This window comes from Sedimentibacter sp. B4, from assembly GCF_000309315.1.
In the GTDB taxonomy this organism is placed as follows: domain Bacteria; phylum Bacillota; class Clostridia; order Tissierellales; family Sedimentibacteraceae; genus Sedimentibacter; species Sedimentibacter saalensis.
In genome coordinates, this window is record NZ_CANG01000037.1 from 42,693 (window position 1) to 61,498 (window position 18,806).

The window sequence follows — 18,806 nt, forward strand, 5'->3', positions numbered from 1 at the left end:
GTACAGTTGCCCAAATTATATCATAACCTTTTAATTTTCGCAATAAAAAAGCCGTCCATACCATGAACGTGTGAATATATTTCTATGTATCCTTTTTTTGCATCAGGAAAGTCATTTATTCTGTCTGAAAAATCTTCCAGTGCAAAATCTTTGTTATGCTTTAAAAATTCCATAACAATGTCGAGATTTTCTTCCTTGTTTGTTGTGCATGTGGAATACACCATCATTCCACCCCTTTTCAGGTATTTAGCAGCATTTTCAAGTATTTTTAACTGTATTTTTGAAATTTCTTTTATTTCAGCTTCTGTCCTGTTGTACTTGATTTCAGGTTTTCGTCTTATTATTCCAAGTCCTGAACAAGGTACATCGGCAATTATGAAATCAGCCTTTTCAATCAATGTCTCATCAGTAACTGTGGCATCATATGCTTCAGCTTTTATATTGTTTATTCCAAGCCTTTGTTTTTCTTTTTCAATGAGTGAAAGTTTTCCCGGATAAATGTCCCTGCTTAAGATTTTCCCTGTGTTGTTCATAATTTCTGAAGCGTTTAAAGATTTGCCTCCAGGAGCTGCACACATGTCTATAACAAAGCTGTCTTCAGCCGGATTTAATATTTGTCCGGCCAGCATGGAACTTTCGCTTTGTATGGAAAAAAGACCTTTTTTGTATTCTTCGGTCTTGTCTGTTTCAATAGGATTTAAAATTCGTATTCCTTTATGAGCATATTTGCATTTTTCTGCAATTATCCCTTTTTCATTGAAAATTTTCAAAAGTTCATCTCTTGAAACTTTCATGTTGTTCACTCTTATTTCAAGGGGAGCTTCAGCATTGTTTAAAGATAAAACTTCTTCGATTTTGTCCTTTCCAAACTGCAGCTGCCACCTTTTTATCAGTTCAGTGGGGTATGAATATTTTACGCTTAAATATTCTTCCCCTGGTAAATGTTCCATTTTTTCAAGCAGTTCTTTTTTTTGTCTTAATATGTTTCTTAATACACCATTCACAAATTTTGATGCCCTTATGTTTCCCTTGTCCTTAATGTACTGCACTGATTCGCTCACAACCATGTTTTCATAAGAGTTGTCGAGGAAAAACATCTGATATACAGCAAGGCGAAGCACAACAAGAACATCTGTCTCCATTTTTTTTGTCTTGGTGTTTGACATTTGATTTATTATCCAGTCGATAAACATCAAATGTTCTACAACACCAAGTACAGATTTCCTGTAAAGAGCCTGATGCCTTAAATCTATATTTCTTATGTCATTGCTTATTACAATGTTTGAATAGGATTTATCCTTGAATATTTTTTTTAATGTTTCTACAACCTTTATTCTGTAGCTGTCCATATGTACCTCGGTAGCTTATTTAAATTTATCATTTGAGAATCACATTTTCCGGAAAATTGTTTCCCCTTAAATATGCTTCAACTTCCACCTTATTTTTACCCGGCATCTGAATTTCCTTAATAATAAGTGTTCCAGTCTTGCATGATACGTAAATTCCATCCTTTTGAACCTTCTCAACATATCCGGGTTCATGTCGGGTTTCTTCATCATTGAAATCAGAGCCATACACTTTAACAAATTTGCCATCAAGACTGAAAAATGCAGTTGGCCACGGAGAAAGTCCCCGGATTAAATTATGTATATTTTCTGCGCTGTCATGCCAATTGATTCTTTGAGTTTCTTTGTTAAGCATTGGAGCGTATGTTGAAAGAGTTTCATCCTGTTTTGTTCTTGTTATTGAATTGTCTTGTATTTTATTAAGAGTTTTTATAAGAAGCTGTGCTCCCCTTTCCATGAGAATGTCGTGAAGCTGTCCTACGTTCATATATCTGTCAACTTCAATTTCATCCTTAAGAAGCATGTCGCCTGTATCAAGTCCAACATCCATCATCATTGTTGTGACACCTGCGTGCTTATGGCCGTTTATGAGTGCCCAGTTTAATGGAGCCGCGCCTCTTAATTTAGGAAGAATTGATGCATGGACGTTGATGCAGCCAAATTTAGGCATGTCAAGAATTTCCTTGCTTAATAACTGTCCGTAAGCAACAACAACAATGACTTCTGCATCACAAGACCTCAAAACCCCTATATTTTCACTTTTTTTGATTTTATCCGGCTGAAAAACATTTAGCCCTAACTGTTCTGCTTTTTCCTTAACAGCTGATTTTTTTAATTTTTTCCCTCTTCCTGACGGTTTGTCTGGCTGGGTCACAACAAGTTTTATTTCATGACCGCTTTCGTGAAGCTTCGTCAGTGTCGGAACTGCAAAATCAGGTGTTCCCATAAATATAACTTTCATATTATCACCTATTTTTCTGTTCTGTCAATGAATAACACGCCGTCAAGGTGATCAATTTCATGACATATTGCTCTTGCTAAAAGCCCTTCAGCTTCAACTGTTACTTCATTGCCATCTTCATCTGTGTATACTGCAGTAACATTCATAGGTCTTTTTACCATTCCCTTTGTTTCCGGTACACTGAGACACCCTTCTTGATCGGTTTGTTCTCCTGAAGATTTTAAAATCTTTGGATTTATCATTTTGTAAATGTTACCGTCATCAACGTCTATAGTTACCACTCTTTTCAAAATCCCTACCTGTGGAGCAGCAAGTCCCACACCGTCATTTTCATACATTGTATCAATCATGTCATTAAGAAGCATCTTTATTTTATTGTCAATGACACTTACTTCTCTGCTTCTTTTTCTTAATATTTCGTCTCCGTTAAATCTTAAATTTCTTAAAGCCATATTTCCTCCTATACTGTATCAGTGTTAATGTTGATGCTTATTTTTATATTTTCAATGTCTTTGTCCAAGTAAACAGTTCGCATGATGTCTTTTACATCCTGCAGACTGCGTCTTGAAACCTTCAGGAACAAGTTTATCCTGTACTCATCATTTACTTTGTAAATAGAATGTGGTATTGGTCTGTACAACAATACCATCCTTTCCTTTACCATGTCTTTAACTTTTATTTGCAGCTCATAATATTTTTCATTGGCAGTATCAACTGCAAGTTTTTCATTTTTTGAAATCACACATATATTTATTATATTTATAAATGGAGGAAAAGCAAATTCTTTTCTTAAGCGCAATTCTTCCTTCATAAACATTTCATAATCGTTTTTTTTCGCAGCATTGATTATATAATTTTCCGGCTCATATGTCTGAATGAACACCTTTCCCTTTTTGTTACCTCTGCCGGCCCTTCCGCTCACCTGAGTTATGAGTTGGAATGTTTTTTCGCTTGAATTGTAAAATGGAAGGTTTAAAAGAGCATCTGCCGACAAAACTCCAACAGTTGTAACTTCCGGAAAATCGAATCCCTTTGCAAGCATTTGAGTTCCAATCAGTATATCAATTTTTCCATCTTTGAAATCATTGTATATGTTTTCGTAGCTAAACTTTCCTGACATGGAATCCACGTCCATCCTGGCTGTATTGGCTTTTGGAAACAGTTTTTTCACAAGGTTTTCAACCTGCTGAGTTCCGGCGCTGAACTGCTCTATTTTATCGCTGCCGCACTTGGGACATGTATATGACATTATTCTTGTCCTGCCGCAGTAATGACATTTAAGAACATTTCCCTTAATATGGTATGTCATGGAAACATCACAGTGGTCACATTTTGCCACGTATCCGCATTTTTTACAGGAAACAAATCCCGAATATCCTCTTTTGTTTAGGAATAAAATAACCTGTTCCTTTTTTCCTAAGGATAACCTTATGCTTTCATAAAGTTTTTCACTTATGATAGTGTTGTTTCCTTTATCAAGTTCCTTTGACATGTCAATTATTTTAACATCAGGCATTTCACTGTTCTTGGCTCTTTGATTAAGTTCAAGAAGCTCAACTTGATTTTTTAGTACCATTGAGTATGTGTTTAGAGAAGGAGTAGCAGAGCCAAGCACTACTTTCGCGTTTAAAATAACAGACATCCTTATGGCAACTTCTATTGTATCGTATTTTGGAGTTGTGCTTGACACATAGCTGTCTTCATGTTCCTCATCTATTATTATAACCCCTAAATCTTTAACGGGAGCAAATATTGCAGATCTTGCACCTATTATAACATCAACTTCCTTGTTGTATACCTTGTTCCACTGAATAAATTTTTCTTTTTTACCAAGTTTGCTGTGAAAAACCGCAATCTTATTGCCGAATCTTTTTTTAAAGCGTTCGATTGTCTGTACTGTGAGAGAAATTTCAGGTACAAGCACAATTGATTGTTTGTTTTGTTTTCTGTAATACTCTATGACATTCATGTAAACTTCGGTTTTTCCGCTTCCAGTTACTCCATGGAGAAGAAAAACATTATTTTTGGAATTTAATATGTCTTCACAGGCATATCTTTGCTCTTCATTAAGCATGAGAGCTTCTTCCTTTTTTGTTTCTTCTTCCTCTTCGTACAAAACAAGGTCTTGAGTTAAAATTTCTTTTTTAAGGAGGTTGTTTATTACTGCTGGAGATACATCCAATTCATTTATTATTTTTTTGATATTGACTTTTTTGTTTTGTTTCAGGTAATTTATTATTTTAATCTGGCTGGGTGTTTTGTTTATGTCATATTCATCTATGGGCTTATGTTCCCTGAGGCTTAACAGCTTTTCATAGGATCTTTTCCCACTTTGCTGCTCACTGCTTGTCATGTCTATTATGTTTTTATCCTTCAGGCTGTCAAGAAGTGCGTAAATGTCTTTTCCTGCATAATTTTTTTTCAGTTTCTCAAGTTCAATTGATCCATTTTTAATTATTTCAAGCAGTGACTTTTCTTTTTCGCTCAATGATATTTCAGCGAACAATTCTTCTTTTGCACTGATTAAAATGCTGTGCTCGTACTTAATCATGGATGGTATCATGAGTTTTACGGCATCAGAATACTTGCACACATATCTTTCTCTTATCCATGATATAAGCTTTATCATCTCTAAAGACACCACCGGCATATCATCTATTACATCAATAATGCTTTTGATTTTATTGTCCGGAATGTCCCATGATGATGACACTGAAACTATTAGACCATCAATAATATGCCTGTTTCTTCCGAAATTGACAGTAGCTCTTTTTCCTGGCTGGACTTTTTCTTCAAATTCAGCCGGAACACCGTAGGTGTATAGCTGATCCGTGCTTTTTGAATTGTTGTTTAAAATTAGCTGCACACAAATATTATACATGTTACCCCCGATATCAGATATACAGAAAAAAATCAGTCAACAGACTGATTATATTTATTGTTCATCTTCCTCTTGTATATCTAATTCTTCATTTGAATCTTCAGATTCTGAATTTTCTAATTCTAAAGCTTCTTTTTCTTCTTGTTCTTTTTTAAACTGATCATAATTGTAAATTGCATCAAACTGATGGTCATAAAACTCTTCTATGGCAATTCCCACCGGTTTATTTGTAGGAGTTTTAATGAGAATATCAGAACCGTCAATTATCTGTCTTGCTCTTTTTGAAATAATTGTTACAAGTGAATAGCTGCTGTCAACCATGTCATTTAGTTTATCTATGGAAATTTTTTTCATATTATACCTCTCTTATTTTGTTTATTATTGCTTTCTTTCTTACAGCACGGTTTTTTTCCGCAAATATGATGTGCTTTATTTTATCAACTGCAGTCTCAACCTCATCGTTTACAACCACATAGTCATATTCGAAAGCATAGTTAAGCTCATCGTAAGCGCACTGCATTCTTTTCATTATAACTTCCTTTGAGTCAGTTCCTCTGTTTTCTATTCTCTTGTTGAGTTCTGACAAAGAAGGCGGCAGGATGAAAATGAAGACGCCCTTTGGATAGTTTTTCTTGACCTGCAATGCTCCTTGAATATCTATTTCAAGAATTATATCATTTCCTTCCTCAAGCTGTCTGAATACTTCGCTCTTGGGAGTTCCGTAATAATTCCCGTACACTTTAGCATATTCGAGAAATTCATTATTATTTATTCTTTTTATAAAATCTTCTTCATTTATAAAAAAATAGCTTATTCCTTCTTCTTCACCTTCTCTTGGTTTTCTTGTAGTAGCCGACACCGAGACTTTTAAATCCTTGAATTCTTCCTTAAGCCTTGAGCAGATAGTTCCCTTGCCTGCACCTGAAGGTCCTGATATCACCACTAATAATCCGTCGTCCATTGTACACCTCTGTTACTTTATATTGTGGTTGTTGTTATCAAACCTCTGAGCCATTGTGTCAGGCTGAATAGCTGACAAAATAACATATTCGCAGTCTGTTATTATTACAGCCCTTGTTTTTCTTCCATATGTTGCATCAATTAGTTTTCCTTTTTCCCTTGTTTCCTGTATAACACGCTTTATAGGTGCTGACTCGGGACTAACAATTGCAATAATTCTATTTGACAATGCTATATTACCAAATCCTATGTTAATAGTATTATTTGACATATTATCTCCTATTCTATGTTTTGTATTTGTTCTCTGACTTTTTCCAGAAGGTTTTTTATTTCAATAACCATTTGAATTATATCCAGGTTTCCGATCTTAGAACCTATGGTGTTTATTTCTCTGTTTGCTTCCTGAATAATAAAATCAAGTTTTCTTCCTACAGACCCACCTGTTCTAAGAGCTGCATCAAGCTGAGACATGTGAGATTTAAATCTTACTATTTCTTCGTTTATATCGCTTTTATCCGCATATATGACTATTTCATTGTATAATCTGTTTTCATCCAATTCATAGGTGCTTCCCAGAAGTTCCTTTATTCTTGCTTCAAACTTTGTTTTGTAGTCCTGTACAATTGTTCCCGAATTCTTGGCGATTTCATCCATGAGCTCAAGAATTTTTGCCATGCTTGACCTAATATCGCCTTCCAGCTGTTCACCTTCAATAAGCCTCATTGCAATAAGATTCTTAACAGCATTGTTCATGGCAGCTTCAACACATATGCGAAGCTCTTCTTCGTCTTGAGTGTCTTCCTTAGCCACAAGTACATCCTGGAATTTTATTATTGTATCAAGGGATGCACTGCTTGTAATATTCAGTTCATTTCTGATTTCATCAATGGCGTCTTTATACTGTTTTGCCAGGCACATATTCGGAACTATGACAGTATCTGATTCACTTATGTAGTCAATATTGATATATACGTCTATTCTACCCCTTTGCACTCCGTTTTTCAAGATTTTTCTGATATTATCTTCAAAAAAGCGCAAATGTCTTGGTGTTTTAATGTTTATATCGCAATATCTGTTGTTGATTGTCTTTATTTCAGCAGTGATGCTTCTTTTGCCGTCATTGTGTTCGCCTTTGCCGTAACCGGTCATACTTATTATATTAGCCATTTTAATCTCCAATATTTTTATTTATAAGTGCATATTTATTATTAAAGCCGCAGAGCGACTTTCTTATTTATTCCTATTATAACATCAAAATGCAAATAGTAAACAAAAAATAAATAATTTCCATGACATAATAAGCTTTTTGCTGTACAATACTAATATTAATGAAGAATTAACAATGAATAATTAATAATTTTGGTTAATTTAAGCTTCGCTTAAATTTTCATTTAATTCATAATTCTTAACTCTTAATTATTAATTGATAGGAGGGTAATATGTCTTTAGACGGTATTTTTTTACATAGCATACATAATGAACTTAACAATAAATTACTAGGTGCAAGGGTTGATAAAATTTACCAGCCTGATAAAAATGAAATAATAATTTCCCTAAGAAACAGTGGAGAAAATTATAAACTGCTTTTGACTGCCGCAAGCAGCAGTCCCCGAATTCATCTCACTGACGTTACTAGGAAAAATCCCGAGCAGCCTCCCATGTTTTGCATGCTACTTAGAAAACATCTCACAGGTGCTCACATAACGGAAGTAAGTCAGATCAATATGGACAGAATACTTGAAATTTCTTTTGAGTGTAAGGATGAGCTTGACACAACTGTGCATAAATCATTGATTATTGAAATAATGGGAAAACATAGCAACATAATATTCATAAATAAAAACTCAAGGATTATAATCGACTCCATAAAAAGAGTTGCAGAAAATGTTAGCAGCGTAAGGCAGGTTTATCCGGGACTTGTGTACGTCACTCCCCCTGCTGATAAAACAAATCCACTTGAGACAGACAAAGAAAAGTTTTACGAAGAAGTTAGCAGTTCTTTTAAAGGTATGTACGTCTATGACTTTTTTTATAAAAATTTCTTAGGAATGAGTCCTTTCATAAGCAAGGAAATCTGTTTTTTGGCAAAAATCAATGAAAGCACCTATATGGGAGAAGTCTCTGAACTTCAAAAAGAAAGATTATGGGCTGCATTTGACAGTGTATTTGAAAAGACTAAAAAAGGCGAATATACTTTCAATGTATTTTTTGATGAAAAAAAGCAATTGTTTGACTTTTACTGTCTTGACGTAGAATATCTTAATTCCATGGACAAAAAAAACTATGCATCGCCGGGCAACATGCTTGATGATTATTATTTCGAACAGGATAACAAGAATAAAATTAATCAGAAAGTTTCAAGCCTCCTGAAAAGTCTAAACACAAAAATAGACAGAGACAAAAAAAAGGTTGAAAAACAGAGAAATGAGCTGTTAAATGCTGAAGACCGTGACAAATACAGGGTATACGGAGAACTTATAATAGCAAACCTTCACATGACACCTGAAAATCACAAGCTGAAAGTTGTAAATTACTACGACCCGGAAATGAAGGAAATTACAATTCCCCTGGATCCGAAACTTAACCTGAACCAAAACAGCCAGAAATTTTTCAAAAGGTACAATAAGCTGAAAAATGCTGAAGAAGAGCTGCAGAAATTTATTGAAACTTCGCTGTCAGAAATTAAGTACCTTGAAAACATATTGTATTCAATTGAATCCTGTGAAACAACAGAGGATTTAGACGACATATACACCGAACTTATTGCTGAAGGTTTTATGAAGAAAAAGGGAAAAATAAAGAAATCAAAAGAATACAAGACAGAATTTACAACATATGTTTCATCAAAAGGACATGAAATAATTGTTGGAAAAAATAACATTCAAAACGATATGCTCACATTTAAAATAGGAAAAAAGGAAGATTACTGGTTCCACGCAAAAGACATGCCCGGTTCTCACGTAATAATAAAAACAAACGGTGATGAACTTGAAGATGATGAATATGTGGAAGCTGCAAAGGTTGCTGCATTTTACAGCAAAGGCAAAAATTCTGGTTTTGTAGAAGTTGACTACACAAAAAAGTCAAACGTCAAAAAACCTGCCGGAGCAAAGCCAGGCTTTGTAATATATGACACAAACTACTCCATGCTTGTGGAGCCTGATATTTCAGGGATAAACTTAAAACAATAAAAAACTGCCAAGGATTTTCATTTTCCTTGGCAGTTTTTACTCTTTCAATAAAAATATTCTTTTACAGCAACATACATTATTGCTTCTATAACAACGTAAATAATCCATGCGCCCAGTAAAAACAGTCTGTTTACATACAATCCTGCCCACAATGACAATATCATGAGAACCTGAAGCACCGTGTTGTTTTTTTCTTCGTGTTCCTGAGGAAACTTATATTTTTTTGTAAGTGCAAACAAAATTTGCGTTACCACAATTGCAGCAAGTGAATATACGGCATAGTCTACATCATCAAAAAAAATGAAAAAGTTTAAGGCTCCTATTAGCAGGACGTTCACCCACATTTTGACTACATAAAAATATTTGTACATACTCTCTCCATGATGATTATATCATTAAAATTATTCGTTAATGAGCACCTGGCTTGTTCCGTCTGTTTCTTCAAGATGAACACTAATTCTTTCGCTTCTTGATGTTGGAACATTTTTGCCGATGAAATCAGCACGTATTGGAAGCTCTCTATGGCCTCTGTCTATTAAAACTGCCAGCTCAACATTCTTTGGTCTTCCCCTGTCAACTATGGCATCAAGTGCAGCCCTCACGGTTCTTCCTGTATAAAGAACGTCATCAACAAGGACCACAGTCTTGTCTTTTATGTCAAAATCAAAACTTTTTACAGACATGGGAGCCATATCGTCCTTTTCTACGTCATCTCTGTAATATGTTATGTCCAGCGGAAAAACAGGAACCTTTGAGCCTTCAATTTCTTCTATTTTTTTTGCAAATCTTAAAGACAAAGGCCATCCCCTGGTTTTAATTCCAACAAGCACAACATTGTCAACGCCTTTATTTTTTTCTATAATTTCATGGGCAATTCTAAAAACGGCTCTTTCTATAGCTTTTTCATCCATTATCAAAGCTTTTGCTTTCATTGAATTTTCCTCTCTGATACTATTCTATTATTTTTAAAACTCTTTGGAAATATTCAGGAAGTTCTGAATCAAACTCCATGTATTCTCCAGTTGTGGGATGTATGAAGCCCACTGTCTTTGAATGCAGAAGCTGGCCTTCTAAACCGAACTTATTTAATTTGCTTCCGTATACATCGTCCCCTACTACTGCATGGCCAATGTACTTCATGTGCACCCTTATTTGATGAGTTCTTCCGGTTTCAAGTTTCAGTTTTAAAAGGGTGTACTTGCCGTATCTTTTCACAACCTGGTAGTTTGTCACAGCATTTTTGCTGTTTTTCGTTGTGACCGCTCTTTTTTTTCTGTCCTTCTCGCTTCTTCCAAGAGGAGCATCAACTTTCCCAACATCATCCTTGACATTTCCTTCAACCAACGCATAATAAATTCTGTTGATTGAATGTTCTTTTAAACAAGCAGCAAGAAAATTGTGGGACTTGTCATTCTTCGCCACAAGCATGAGGCCTGAAGTGTTCTTGTCAAGGCGGTGCACTATGCCCGGGCGCATGACTCCATTTATGGAAGAAAGATCTTTCAGATGATACATGAGACCGTTGACCAATGTTCCTCCATAGTGCCCTGCAGCAGGATGAACAACCATTCCTTGCGGCTTGTTTATTACTGCAAGGTCGTTGTCTTCATAAACTATGTGGATGTCGATGTTTTCTGCCTTCACGTCAAGAAGTTCAGGTTCCGGTATTATTATTTTAATAACATCATTTATTTTAATCTTGTAATTTGACTTAATAAGTTTTTCGTTAACTGTTACCCTGCCATCAGCAATTAGCTTCTGCACTGAATTTCTTGACATGTCTTCAAGTGACATAGAAATATATACATCTATTCTTTCACCATTTTTATTTGCCACAATCACTGTTTCATTTTCATCTTCTTCGGACAATTCATCAAAATCATCAATGAAAAATTTGCTGTCATCCATTAATATCACTCTTTTCAAATTTGTTAAAAAGAATCAATATAATCATTAAAATAGTTCCGCACACAACAAAGCTGTCAGCAATGTTGAATATTGGAAAATTGTAAAAACTTCCGAATCTCACATCTATAAAATCAACCACGTATCCAAGCCTCAGCCTGTCGATGAAATTTCCTATTGCTCCTCCGGCAATCATGGAAATTGAAAGCCTTGACACAGGTGTCAAATTCTTTGCCATAAAAAACATGTAACCTAAAATAATCAGCATCACAACAGTTGCTATTATAAAAAACCACAGCTGGTTTTGCAGTATGCTGAAAGCTGCTCCTTTGTTTTCCGCGTATGTAAATCTTAGAAAATTTCCTATTAATTTGATGGATTCTCCGTCTTTAAGTTGATTTACAGCCCAAAGCTTTGCAAGCTGATCTGAAACTATGGAAAACAAAAATATAATTCCTGATAAAATATTCATATGTACCTCTTCTTAAACATAATGCTTAACTTCTATTTTATATTTGCCGCTTTTGGTGACACCGGACAGTTTGGAAATTTTAAAGCGGCCAAACTTGCTTATGGAAATCATATCACCGTCTTTTACTTCCTGAGAGATTTTGTCTTCTTCTCTAAAGTTGATCTTTACTGCTCCTCCTCTTACCATGCTTGCTGCCTCTTCCCTGGATTTATTGGCAAGGTGCTTCACAATGCTGTCAAGGCGCATGGATGAGCTTGTGATGTTTAAAATCACATGTTCCTGTTCTTTAAACAACGTGTTTTCAAGTTTTATTTTTTCTGTTTCAATTTTATTGTGCCCTATCATATCCATGTTATAAATAATGTAGTCGGCAATGTCACTATTAACAACAACATCAGCAAAATCCTCATAAACAAAAATATCACCTGTTTTGTTTCTGTCTATTCCCAGTGACATTATGGAACCCAGATAATCTTTGTGGTTTAATTTCTTGAACTTAGACTTGTTCCTGATGCGAATTGTTGTTATGTAATCATCCTCATTTATTTCCTCAATATAATCAGGGTATAAAATGAAAACTTTCCTCTCACAGTGTTCAGATGAGGGGAAAAGTTCAAATTTAACGTCAAAATTTCTTATAATCGGACTGCAAAGCTCTGCAACATAAGGATTTGTAAATTCTGTAACACAAGTAATATAATTTTTGCTCAACTGCAAAGCTTTGTCAGCTATTTTTTTCACAGTGTTTTTTGTTTCATCATCTTTTATAAAATCATAATATTTTTCAAAATCTTTCATCTCGCACCTTATAAGGCATAAACCAAATTCTGTAACAAATTTATTAATAAAAATGCCAGTATAGGAGAAAAATCAATCATTCCCATGCCTAATCCAAGTTTATCTAAAATTGCTCTGCAAGGAGCCATTATGGGCTCGGTCATTTGATAGATAAAGTTGGAAACCTTTGAGTATTGTAGGGTTGGGAAAAATGAAAGCAGTACTCTGACTAGTATTAAAGAATCTATAATTCTCAATAGTATGCCAAGAGCCAATTTAATAGTGTACATAAGCGCTCCTTAATTATTTGTAATTAAAATTCCTTTCAAATCTGTCGCTAAGTCTTCCGTCAATTTGAACATTGTTAGGAGCTATAACGAAAATGCCGTTTGATATTTTTTGAATACTTGCTTCAAGTGCATATACAGCACCTTTGATGAATTCGAATACTTGTTTCTGATTTTCCAGTTCCATTCCTTCGATGTTCAAGACTACAACTTTTCTGTTTTTCAGTTCGTCAACAGCCTTAGTGCAATCTTCGTACTTTTGAGGCTCACAAATGAAGACTTTCATGTCAGTGTTAGAATGAACCTTAATTACATTGTTTTTCTTTGTATAAGTTTCCATCCTGTCATTTTTGCTGCTCTCGAATTTACCTTCAGCAACAATTTCCTCCTCTTCATAATCATCTTCCAAATCATTGATGCCGATAAAATCCTTTACTTTGTCCATTACTCCCATTTACTTATCCTCCTTGTATATTCGTTTGCCAAATACAGCCGTACCAATTCTGACTATATTTGATCCTTCTTCTATTGCTATTTCAAAATCATTTGTCATGCCCATGGAAAGATACTTCATTTGGGTGTTCTTGAGGTTCATAGAAGAAATTTTATCAAATATTTCCTTCATCTTCTTGAAAACCCACCTTACATCTTCGGGATTCTCGCAGTAAGGTGCCACCGTCATGAGTCCCATAACCTTTATATTTTCAAATTGCTCCATGGAGCTGACAAATTCGTAAACTGAGATTTCGTTTATTCCAAACTTGCTTTCTTCTTCACCTATGTTAAGCTCAATAAGTATGTTTGAAATTATGTTGTGCTGGGAAGCCCTTTTGTTGATTTCAGCAGCCAGTTCAATACTCTCTACTGAATGAATGAACTCTACTTTGTCTATTATGTATTTAACTTTGTTTTTTTGCAGATGTCCTATCATGTGCCATTTCACTTGAAGGTCCTGAAGTTCATCATACTTGTTCATGATTTCCTGAACTCTGTTTTCCCCGAGGTTTTCAAGCCCCCCCATAACAGCTTCTCTTGCTCTTGAACCATCCACAGTCTTAGACACCGCTATTATTGTTATGTCTTCAGGATTTCTCCCGCATCTTAAGGCTGCTTCATTTTTTCTTTTTATTATTTCGTCAATATTTTCCTTTATGCTCACTTTATCCTCCTATTCTGCAATCTGACCTTCATAAACCTTGTCAGGTTCAAGTATCACCTTGTCGAAAGTCTTAATTGTGGAGTAACTTTTATCATTTATGTTTATTATTCTTCTCTCATTTTCCCCTGAATATTCTCCGCTGGAAACTATTGTGACGTCACCGTTTTTTCCAAGTATTTCAACCGGGAAAAATTTAATTATGTTGCTGGCATCTTCCACGTAAACTCCGTCCAGGCCATCCTTCTTTGTCAGGGCAGCTGAACTAATTTTAAGTCCATCATGTATATCGGTTATAATTTGCAGATTTACATACCGTTTATCATATATTTTATAAAAATAATCGTCAAAATACAAAATAAGCACTGAACTTTCGCTTCCGTAATTAATTTTTTTAATATAACCCCATACTTCATGGTCAGAACCATCTGATAGAACCCTTATCTTAACGTACTTGTTTTCTTCAAACATCTTTGCTTTTTCGTTATCAACGGTTACTGCTATGTAGTACTCAAAATTTCTAATTATTTTATAAATTTTCTCATCCATTGCAACAGTTTCACTCTGGCTTTTGTCGGAAATAGTATAATCTTGTTCTTTTGTACCGCTTGGAGTGATGTTTAAAACATCCTGAAATTTATACACGTCTTCCAAACCGTCTATTTTATATGTGATTATTCCGGCCATGCCGGAATAGTAAGGAACCTTGTTAGTGGATACGCTGCCCATAAGGTTTTTTTTCATGTCTTCAAGCTGCTTTACATCATATTGTTCATATTCTCCGCCGGAATAAGTTTCTATGCTGTTATTATCTACTTGTCCAACAATATTATACATTGCATCCAGATCATTGTTTAAGATACTTGCTTGAATTTCTGTTTCATATGAAGAAAGAGCTTCATTTGACAATGCTTTTTCAGATGAATCAGTGTTATCTTTGCTTTTTTTCAAATCAATGGCAGTTTGTACTTCTTCGATTTGCTTATTTATCTGGGCAGAGTTTGTGTCCGTGTTAAGATCTGCCACAAGCTGCCCTTCTTTTATTTTTGTTCCGTCATCAAAATAATATGTGACACTGCCATCAAGTGAGGCAGCATACACTTCTTCATCTTTTACCACTATTCCGGAAGATTCGATTACGTCTTCCAGATTGCCGTCTTCCGCAACCATTATGTCAACTGAACCGTTAATATTTTTAAATATATATATAACCAGGCAAACTGTTGCGAAAGAAAAGAAGAAATTTTTCAACCCAAAGTTTTTTCTTGCCATTTTCAAGCCCCAAATTTTTTATGTACTGATCATAACAATCAGCCTGACTTTTAATTACTGATTTTAATTGTTGCTGCATTTATGTGCTGCAATTCATAAAAAAGCCTTTATATGCCATAAATACATTATAGCACGAATTTCATTGTTTTTGCAAGTTATATATGCATGTTTGACAATTAATATTACAATATTTATTGACAAATTTCAATATATATGACATTTTTATATATTTTGCTACAAAAATTAAAAATCAAAAAAATGGGGTCTCCCCCATTTAAATTATTAAAAATATTATACTTCCGGAACCGTCATTGACAATCTTTTCAATTGTCTTTTTAAGTTTCTTCCTTGCATTCTCAGGCATTGCAGTAAGTTTTGATTCAAGCTGCTCATCCACAAGGCTGTATAGTGTCTTCCCGAATATTTCAGCATCCCATATGCACTGTGGATTGTCTTTCATTTGTTCCATCAGATGATTCATAAGATCTTCACTTTGTGCTTTGCTTCCTATGACAGGCGAAACCTCAGTATTTATGCCCGCATTGAAAATATGAAGCGAAGGTGCCTGAGCCTTGATTTTAATTCCATACCTGCTGCCTTCCTTGAAAACTTCCGGCTTGTCGATTATCATGTCTGCAATACCCGGAGACACATATCCATAACCCTTTGTTTTAGCGTCATTAATTGCAGCTTCAACCCTGCTGTAGGAATCTTTTGATTTTGATAAATCGCCTATGAGCTTCAAAATTTGATGCTCTCCAGTAATTTCTTCACCGGACAGTTCACTTATAACTTTGTAGTAATATGAATTGTCAAGATCGATTTTCAAGTTTATGCATCCTGTTCCAAGCTCTATGTCTTTTACAAAATAGTCTTCAACATAGTCATTTTCTGCAGAAAAAATGTTGTCTGCATTAAAGTCGCTCAATTTGTAGTAGTCGCTGAAATCTTCCTTCAGTGTATTGATTAAATCTCGTTTTAAAGAATAATCATATGTAAGTCCATCAAACCATCTTGGAAGATCAACATTGATTTCTTTAATTGGGAATTCATACAATACATTTTCAAGTACATTGTCAATATCTTCGGTTTTAAGGTTCATGCAGTCTAAAACCATTACAGGAGCATCATATTTTTCCTTGAGCTGGACAGAAAGAGCCTGAGTGTTTTCATTCAAAGGATGCATAGAATTTAAAATAATTACAAATGGTTTGTTTATTTCTTTAAGCTCCTTCACAACTCTTTCTTCTGCCATGATGTAGTTGTCTCTTGAAATGTCGGTAATGCTTCCATCTGTTGTTACCAATACACCTATTGTTGAGTGATCCTTTATTACTTTTCTAGTTCCAATTTCTGCCGCTTCAGCAAAAGGAATCGGGTCCTCGTTCCAAGGAGTGCTTACCAATCTTGGAACTTCGCCTTCCATGTTTCCTATTGCACCGGGAATCATATATCCTACGCAGTCTATGAGTCTTAAACTTGCATGAATGTTGTCCTTGAAAGTAACTTTTACAGCATTTCCAGGAACAAATTTCGGTTCTGTTGTTGTAACAGTCTTGCCTGTACCGCTTTGAGGCATTTCATCCTTTGCTCTTTCTCTGATATATTCATCTTCTATATTCGGTAGCATTACATTCTCAGAAAATTTTCTGATAAATGTAGACTTTCCGGTTCTTACCGGTCCCACTATTCCCAAATATATTTCGCCCTTGGTTCTTTTAGCTATATCCTCATATATATCTAAATTCGTAATAATAATCCCTCCTCCGTTATGCACTTTCGTATACAATTAATTTATATGCCCCCCATAAACTGTTTATTCCAAAAAATGTACAAATTATTTTATAAAATTAAGAATTAAGAGTTAAGAATTAAGAGTTAAGAATTAAGAATTAAAATAAAGGATTTGCCTTGTGGGCAAATCCTAACATTAATTTTTAATTTTCCATTTTTCATTCTTAATTTCTTTTTAAAGTTTTTCTTCTTTTTTGTCTCTGAGCATTAGCTTGTTGACCGTTTCCTTGACGTCTGCATTGTTTTGGAGCAAGTCATACATTGCATTTACAATGGGCATTTCTACATTGAGTTTTTTTGAAAGTTCATATGCAGCATAAGTTGTTGAAATTCCTTCAACCACCATACCTACCTTTTTTGCAGCTTCTTCTTTTGAATATCCCTGTCCGATTAGGTATCCTGCATTCCAGTTTCTTGAAAACTTGCTCATGCACGTTACCATCAAATCGCCTATTCCGGACAATCCAAAGAATGTTTCAACATCAGCTCCCATTGCAATTCCAAGTCTGGCTATCTCCACAATTCCCCTGTTCATGAGAGCAGCTTTTGCATTGTCTCCGTACCCTATGCCGTCAGAAATTCCAGCTCCCAATGCAATGATATTTTTAAGCGCTCCTCCAAGTTCTGCCCCTACCACATCATCATTTGTATAAACCCTGAAATAAGATGACATGAACATATCCTGAATTTCAGATGCGACTTTTTTATCTTCACAGGCAACCGTAATGGCTGTAGGCATTTTAGCCACAACTTCCTTTGCTATGGATGGACCTGTAAGATCTGCAAAAATGCAGTCTTCCGTTTCTTCCCTCACTATGTCTGAAACAAGGCACATTGTTCCTATTTCTATTCCTTTTGAAGCATTTATTATAATTTTATTTTTTTTGTATTCACTGTTAAATTGTTTAAGAACGCTTCTTATTTTCTGTGTTGGTGTAACAATTAAAATATATTCAGCGTCTTTTAATGATTCGTTTATTTGGGATGTAAACACTATGTTGTCCGGAATTATAACACCCGGAAGATATTTCTTGTTTTCTCTTTCTGTTGTTAATTCCCTGCATTGATCTTCATCACGAAGCCATACAGTAACCGTGTGTCCGTTTTCAGAAAGAAGTTTGGCAAGGGCTGTTCCCCAGCTTCCTCCCCCAAGCAGAGTTATTCTTTTCTTCAAGTCATCATCTCCTACAATTTGTTTTCTTTGCCATTTAAAATTCTTTTAATGTTTTCCTTATGTCTGTAAATAGCCATGGTTCCTATAAACAAGCAAAAAATGAACAATGACACATTAAACGGTCTTACAAAAATACCCGCTGCCAGAGGCGCCATTGCCATTCCAATTATAGATCCAAGTGACACAGTCCTTGTAGCTATTATAACCACAAGCCCCAAAACAAAACATATGAGAGTTACAAAAGGACTGGCTATTATCATTACGCCTATTGTTGTGGCAACTCCTTTTCCTCCCTTGAAATTCAAAAATACCGGCCAGTTGTGCCCTATTATTACCATTGCACCTGCCAGGTATACTCCTGTTTCGCCTATGCTTCTCCCAATCAATACTGCTATTACACCTTTTAAAACGTCCCCAATAAAAACCATTGCGCCGATTTTCTTACCGAAAGCTCTTATTGCATTTGTGGCTCCTGCATTGCCGCTTCCATAGTCACGAACGTCCTTTTTTGTAAAAATCTTACCAAGAATGTAAGCAAATGAAATGTTTCCCAATAAATAAGCTATGATTGCTATAAAAAAGTAATTCATAAAACACCTCTCGCTATATAAAATTCTGCAGCAAAAGATG

21 protein-coding genes are annotated in these 18,806 nt (G+C 35.0%); 1 reads left to right on the forward strand and 20 read right to left on the reverse strand.

From position 1 onward, the window contains the following. Positions 1-20: 20 nt before the first annotated feature. The 8 genes from rsmB to BN358_RS07010 are packed head-to-tail and all read right to left on the reverse strand — an operon-like array spanning position 21 to position 7,315. Positions 21-1,349, reverse strand: coding sequence for a 16S rRNA (cytosine(967)-C(5))-methyltransferase RsmB (rsmB, locus tag BN358_RS06975; RefSeq protein WP_019228511.1), 1,329 nt, complete (start codon positions 1,347-1,349; stop codon positions 21-23). A 28-nt stretch (positions 1,350-1,377) separates the two neighbouring features. Further along, positions 1,378-2,307 carry a methionyl-tRNA formyltransferase gene (gene fmt / locus BN358_RS06980; RefSeq protein ID WP_019228512.1) on the reverse strand — a complete coding sequence of 310 codons (930 nt, stop codon included), beginning with the start codon at positions 2,305-2,307 and terminating at the stop codon, positions 1,378-1,380. Between the two features lie 8 nt (positions 2,308-2,315). Beyond that, positions 2,316-2,759, reverse strand: a complete 444-nt coding sequence (gene def, locus BN358_RS06985; protein ID WP_019228513.1) for a peptide deformylase — start codon at positions 2,757-2,759, stop codon at positions 2,316-2,318. Between the two features lie 8 nt (positions 2,760-2,767). Continuing rightward, positions 2,768-5,188, reverse strand: a complete 2,421-nt coding sequence (priA, locus tag BN358_RS06990) for a primosomal protein N' (RefSeq protein ID WP_019228514.1) — start codon at positions 5,186-5,188, stop codon at positions 2,768-2,770. Positions 5,189-5,242: 54 nt separating this feature from the next. Beyond that, positions 5,243-5,542, reverse strand: a complete 300-nt coding sequence (gene rpoZ, locus BN358_RS22795) for a DNA-directed RNA polymerase subunit omega (protein ID WP_019228515.1) — start codon at positions 5,540-5,542, stop codon at positions 5,243-5,245. 1 nt (position 5,543) lies between these two features. Continuing rightward, on the reverse strand, positions 5,544-6,149 hold the full coding sequence (gmk, locus tag BN358_RS07000) for a guanylate kinase (RefSeq protein WP_019228516.1): 606 nt from the start codon (positions 6,147-6,149) through the stop codon (positions 5,544-5,546). A 12-nt stretch (positions 6,150-6,161) separates the two neighbouring features. Next, a complete protein-coding gene (locus BN358_RS07005; RefSeq protein ID WP_019228517.1) occupies positions 6,162-6,419 on the reverse strand; it encodes a DUF370 domain-containing protein in 258 nt (85 codons plus the stop codon). 8 nt (positions 6,420-6,427) lie between these two features. Beyond that, positions 6,428-7,315 carry a YicC/YloC family endoribonuclease gene (locus BN358_RS07010; RefSeq protein WP_019228518.1) on the reverse strand — a complete coding sequence of 296 codons (888 nt, stop codon included), beginning with the start codon at positions 7,313-7,315 and terminating at the stop codon, positions 6,428-6,430. A gap of 272 nt (positions 7,316-7,587) precedes the next feature. Here BN358_RS07010 and BN358_RS07015 point away from each other — a divergent pair, with 272 nt between their 5' ends. Beyond that, positions 7,588-9,339 carry an NFACT family protein gene (locus tag BN358_RS07015; protein WP_019228519.1) on the forward strand — a complete coding sequence of 584 codons (1,752 nt, stop codon included), beginning with the start codon at positions 7,588-7,590 and terminating at the stop codon, positions 9,337-9,339. A gap of 44 nt (positions 9,340-9,383) precedes the next feature. Here BN358_RS07015 and BN358_RS07020 read toward each other — a convergent pair whose 3' ends face one another. The 12 genes from BN358_RS07020 to plsY all read right to left on the reverse strand — a co-directional run bounded on the left by BN358_RS07020 (position 9,384) and on the right by plsY (position 18,766). After that, positions 9,384-9,710: a hypothetical protein gene (locus tag BN358_RS07020; RefSeq protein ID WP_019228520.1), complete on the reverse strand. Its 327-nt coding sequence runs from the start codon at positions 9,708-9,710 to the stop codon at positions 9,384-9,386. 30 nt (positions 9,711-9,740) lie between these two features. Then, a complete protein-coding gene (pyrR, locus tag BN358_RS07025; RefSeq protein WP_019228521.1) occupies positions 9,741-10,271 on the reverse strand; it encodes a bifunctional pyr operon transcriptional regulator/uracil phosphoribosyltransferase PyrR in 531 nt (176 codons plus the stop codon). A gap of 19 nt (positions 10,272-10,290) precedes the next feature. Further along, on the reverse strand, positions 10,291-11,247 hold the full coding sequence (locus tag BN358_RS07030) for an RluA family pseudouridine synthase (RefSeq protein ID WP_019228522.1): 957 nt from the start codon (positions 11,245-11,247) through the stop codon (positions 10,291-10,293). After that, positions 11,240-11,716 (reverse strand): signal peptidase II, encoded by a 477-nt coding sequence (gene lspA, locus BN358_RS07035; RefSeq protein ID WP_019228523.1) that lies wholly within the window; start codon positions 11,714-11,716, stop codon positions 11,240-11,242. Before lspA ends, BN358_RS07030 begins: the two co-directional genes overlap by 8 nt. A 12-nt stretch (positions 11,717-11,728) precedes the next feature. After that, positions 11,729-12,514, reverse strand: a complete 786-nt coding sequence (locus tag BN358_RS07040) for an RNA-binding protein (protein ID WP_019228524.1) — start codon at positions 12,512-12,514, stop codon at positions 11,729-11,731. Between the two features lie 8 nt (positions 12,515-12,522). After that, positions 12,523-12,783 carry a YggT family protein gene (locus tag BN358_RS07045; protein ID WP_019228525.1) on the reverse strand — a complete coding sequence of 87 codons (261 nt, stop codon included), beginning with the start codon at positions 12,781-12,783 and terminating at the stop codon, positions 12,523-12,525. A 13-nt stretch (positions 12,784-12,796) separates the two neighbouring features. Then, positions 12,797-13,234: a cell division protein SepF gene (locus BN358_RS07050; protein ID WP_019228526.1), complete on the reverse strand. Its 438-nt coding sequence runs from the start codon at positions 13,232-13,234 to the stop codon at positions 12,797-12,799. Beyond that, on the reverse strand, positions 13,235-13,939 hold the full coding sequence (locus tag BN358_RS07055; protein WP_019228527.1) for a YggS family pyridoxal phosphate-dependent enzyme: 705 nt from the start codon (positions 13,937-13,939) through the stop codon (positions 13,235-13,237). It lies immediately after the preceding gene. Positions 13,940-13,948: 9 nt separating this feature from the next. After that, complete coding sequence (locus tag BN358_RS07060; RefSeq protein ID WP_019228528.1) at positions 13,949-15,208, reverse strand: HlyD family efflux transporter periplasmic adaptor subunit; 1,260 nt, start codon at positions 15,206-15,208, stop codon at positions 13,949-13,951. Positions 15,209-15,482: 274 nt separating this feature from the next. Further along, positions 15,483-16,997 carry a stage IV sporulation protein A gene (spoIVA, locus tag BN358_RS07065; RefSeq protein WP_232233043.1) on the reverse strand — a complete coding sequence of 505 codons (1,515 nt, stop codon included), beginning with the start codon at positions 16,995-16,997 and terminating at the stop codon, positions 15,483-15,485. Between the two features lie 180 nt (positions 16,998-17,177). Beyond that, positions 17,178-18,176: an NAD(P)H-dependent glycerol-3-phosphate dehydrogenase gene (locus BN358_RS07070; RefSeq protein WP_019228530.1), complete on the reverse strand. Its 999-nt coding sequence runs from the start codon at positions 18,174-18,176 to the stop codon at positions 17,178-17,180. Positions 18,177-18,187: 11 nt separating this feature from the next. Then, the gene (gene plsY, locus BN358_RS07075) at positions 18,188-18,766 is read right to left on the reverse strand and encodes a glycerol-3-phosphate 1-O-acyltransferase PlsY (RefSeq protein ID WP_019228531.1); all 579 of its coding nucleotides are present in this window, start codon (positions 18,764-18,766) and stop codon (positions 18,188-18,190) included. Positions 18,767-18,806 lie beyond the last annotated feature (40 nt).

Excerpts from the sequence above, each read along its gene's own strand:
- BN358_RS07050 (WP_019228526.1), bottom strand. The coding sequence starts at position 13,234 with ATGGGAGTAATGGACAAAGTAAAGGATTTTATCGGCATCAATGATTTG.
- BN358_RS07040 (WP_019228524.1), bottom strand. The coding sequence starts at position 12,514 with ATGAAAGATTTTGAAAAATATTATGATTTTATAAAAGATGATGAAACA.
- BN358_RS07020 (WP_019228520.1), bottom strand. The coding sequence starts at position 9,710 with ATGTACAAATATTTTTATGTAGTCAAAATGTGGGTGAACGTCCTGCTA.
- plsY (WP_019228531.1), bottom strand. The coding sequence starts at position 18,766 with ATGAATTACTTTTTTATAGCAATCATAGCTTATTTATTGGGAAACATT.
- BN358_RS07030 (WP_019228522.1), bottom strand. The coding sequence starts at position 11,247 with ATGGATGACAGCAAATTTTTCATTGATGATTTTGATGAATTGTCCGAA.
- priA (WP_019228514.1), bottom strand. The coding sequence starts at position 5,188 with ATGTATAATATTTGTGTGCAGCTAATTTTAAACAACAATTCAAAAAGC.
- rpoZ (WP_019228515.1), bottom strand. The coding sequence starts at position 5,542 with ATGAAAAAAATTTCCATAGATAAACTAAATGACATGGTTGACAGCAGC.
- def (WP_019228513.1), bottom strand. The coding sequence starts at position 2,759 with ATGGCTTTAAGAAATTTAAGATTTAACGGAGACGAAATATTAAGAAAA.
- rsmB (WP_019228511.1), bottom strand. The coding sequence starts at position 1,349 with ATGGACAGCTACAGAATAAAGGTTGTAGAAACATTAAAAAAAATATTC.
- gmk (WP_019228516.1), bottom strand. The coding sequence starts at position 6,149 with ATGGACGACGGATTATTAGTGGTGATATCAGGACCTTCAGGTGCAGGC.
- BN358_RS07045 (WP_019228525.1), bottom strand. The coding sequence starts at position 12,783 with ATGTACACTATTAAATTGGCTCTTGGCATACTATTGAGAATTATAGAT.
- fmt (WP_019228512.1), bottom strand. The coding sequence starts at position 2,307 with ATGAAAGTTATATTTATGGGAACACCTGATTTTGCAGTTCCGACACTG.
- pyrR (WP_019228521.1), bottom strand. The coding sequence starts at position 10,271 with ATGAAAGCAAAAGCTTTGATAATGGATGAAAAAGCTATAGAAAGAGCC.
- BN358_RS07015 (WP_019228519.1), top strand. The coding sequence starts at position 7,588 with ATGTCTTTAGACGGTATTTTTTTACATAGCATACATAATGAACTTAAC.
- BN358_RS07005 (WP_019228517.1), bottom strand. The coding sequence starts at position 6,419 with ATGTCAAATAATACTATTAACATAGGATTTGGTAATATAGCATTGTCA.
- lspA (WP_019228523.1), bottom strand. The coding sequence starts at position 11,716 with ATGAATATTTTATCAGGAATTATATTTTTGTTTTCCATAGTTTCAGAT.
- BN358_RS07060 (WP_019228528.1), bottom strand. The coding sequence starts at position 15,208 with ATGGCAAGAAAAAACTTTGGGTTGAAAAATTTCTTCTTTTCTTTCGCA.
- BN358_RS07010 (WP_019228518.1), bottom strand. The coding sequence starts at position 7,315 with ATGGCTAATATAATAAGTATGACCGGTTACGGCAAAGGCGAACACAAT.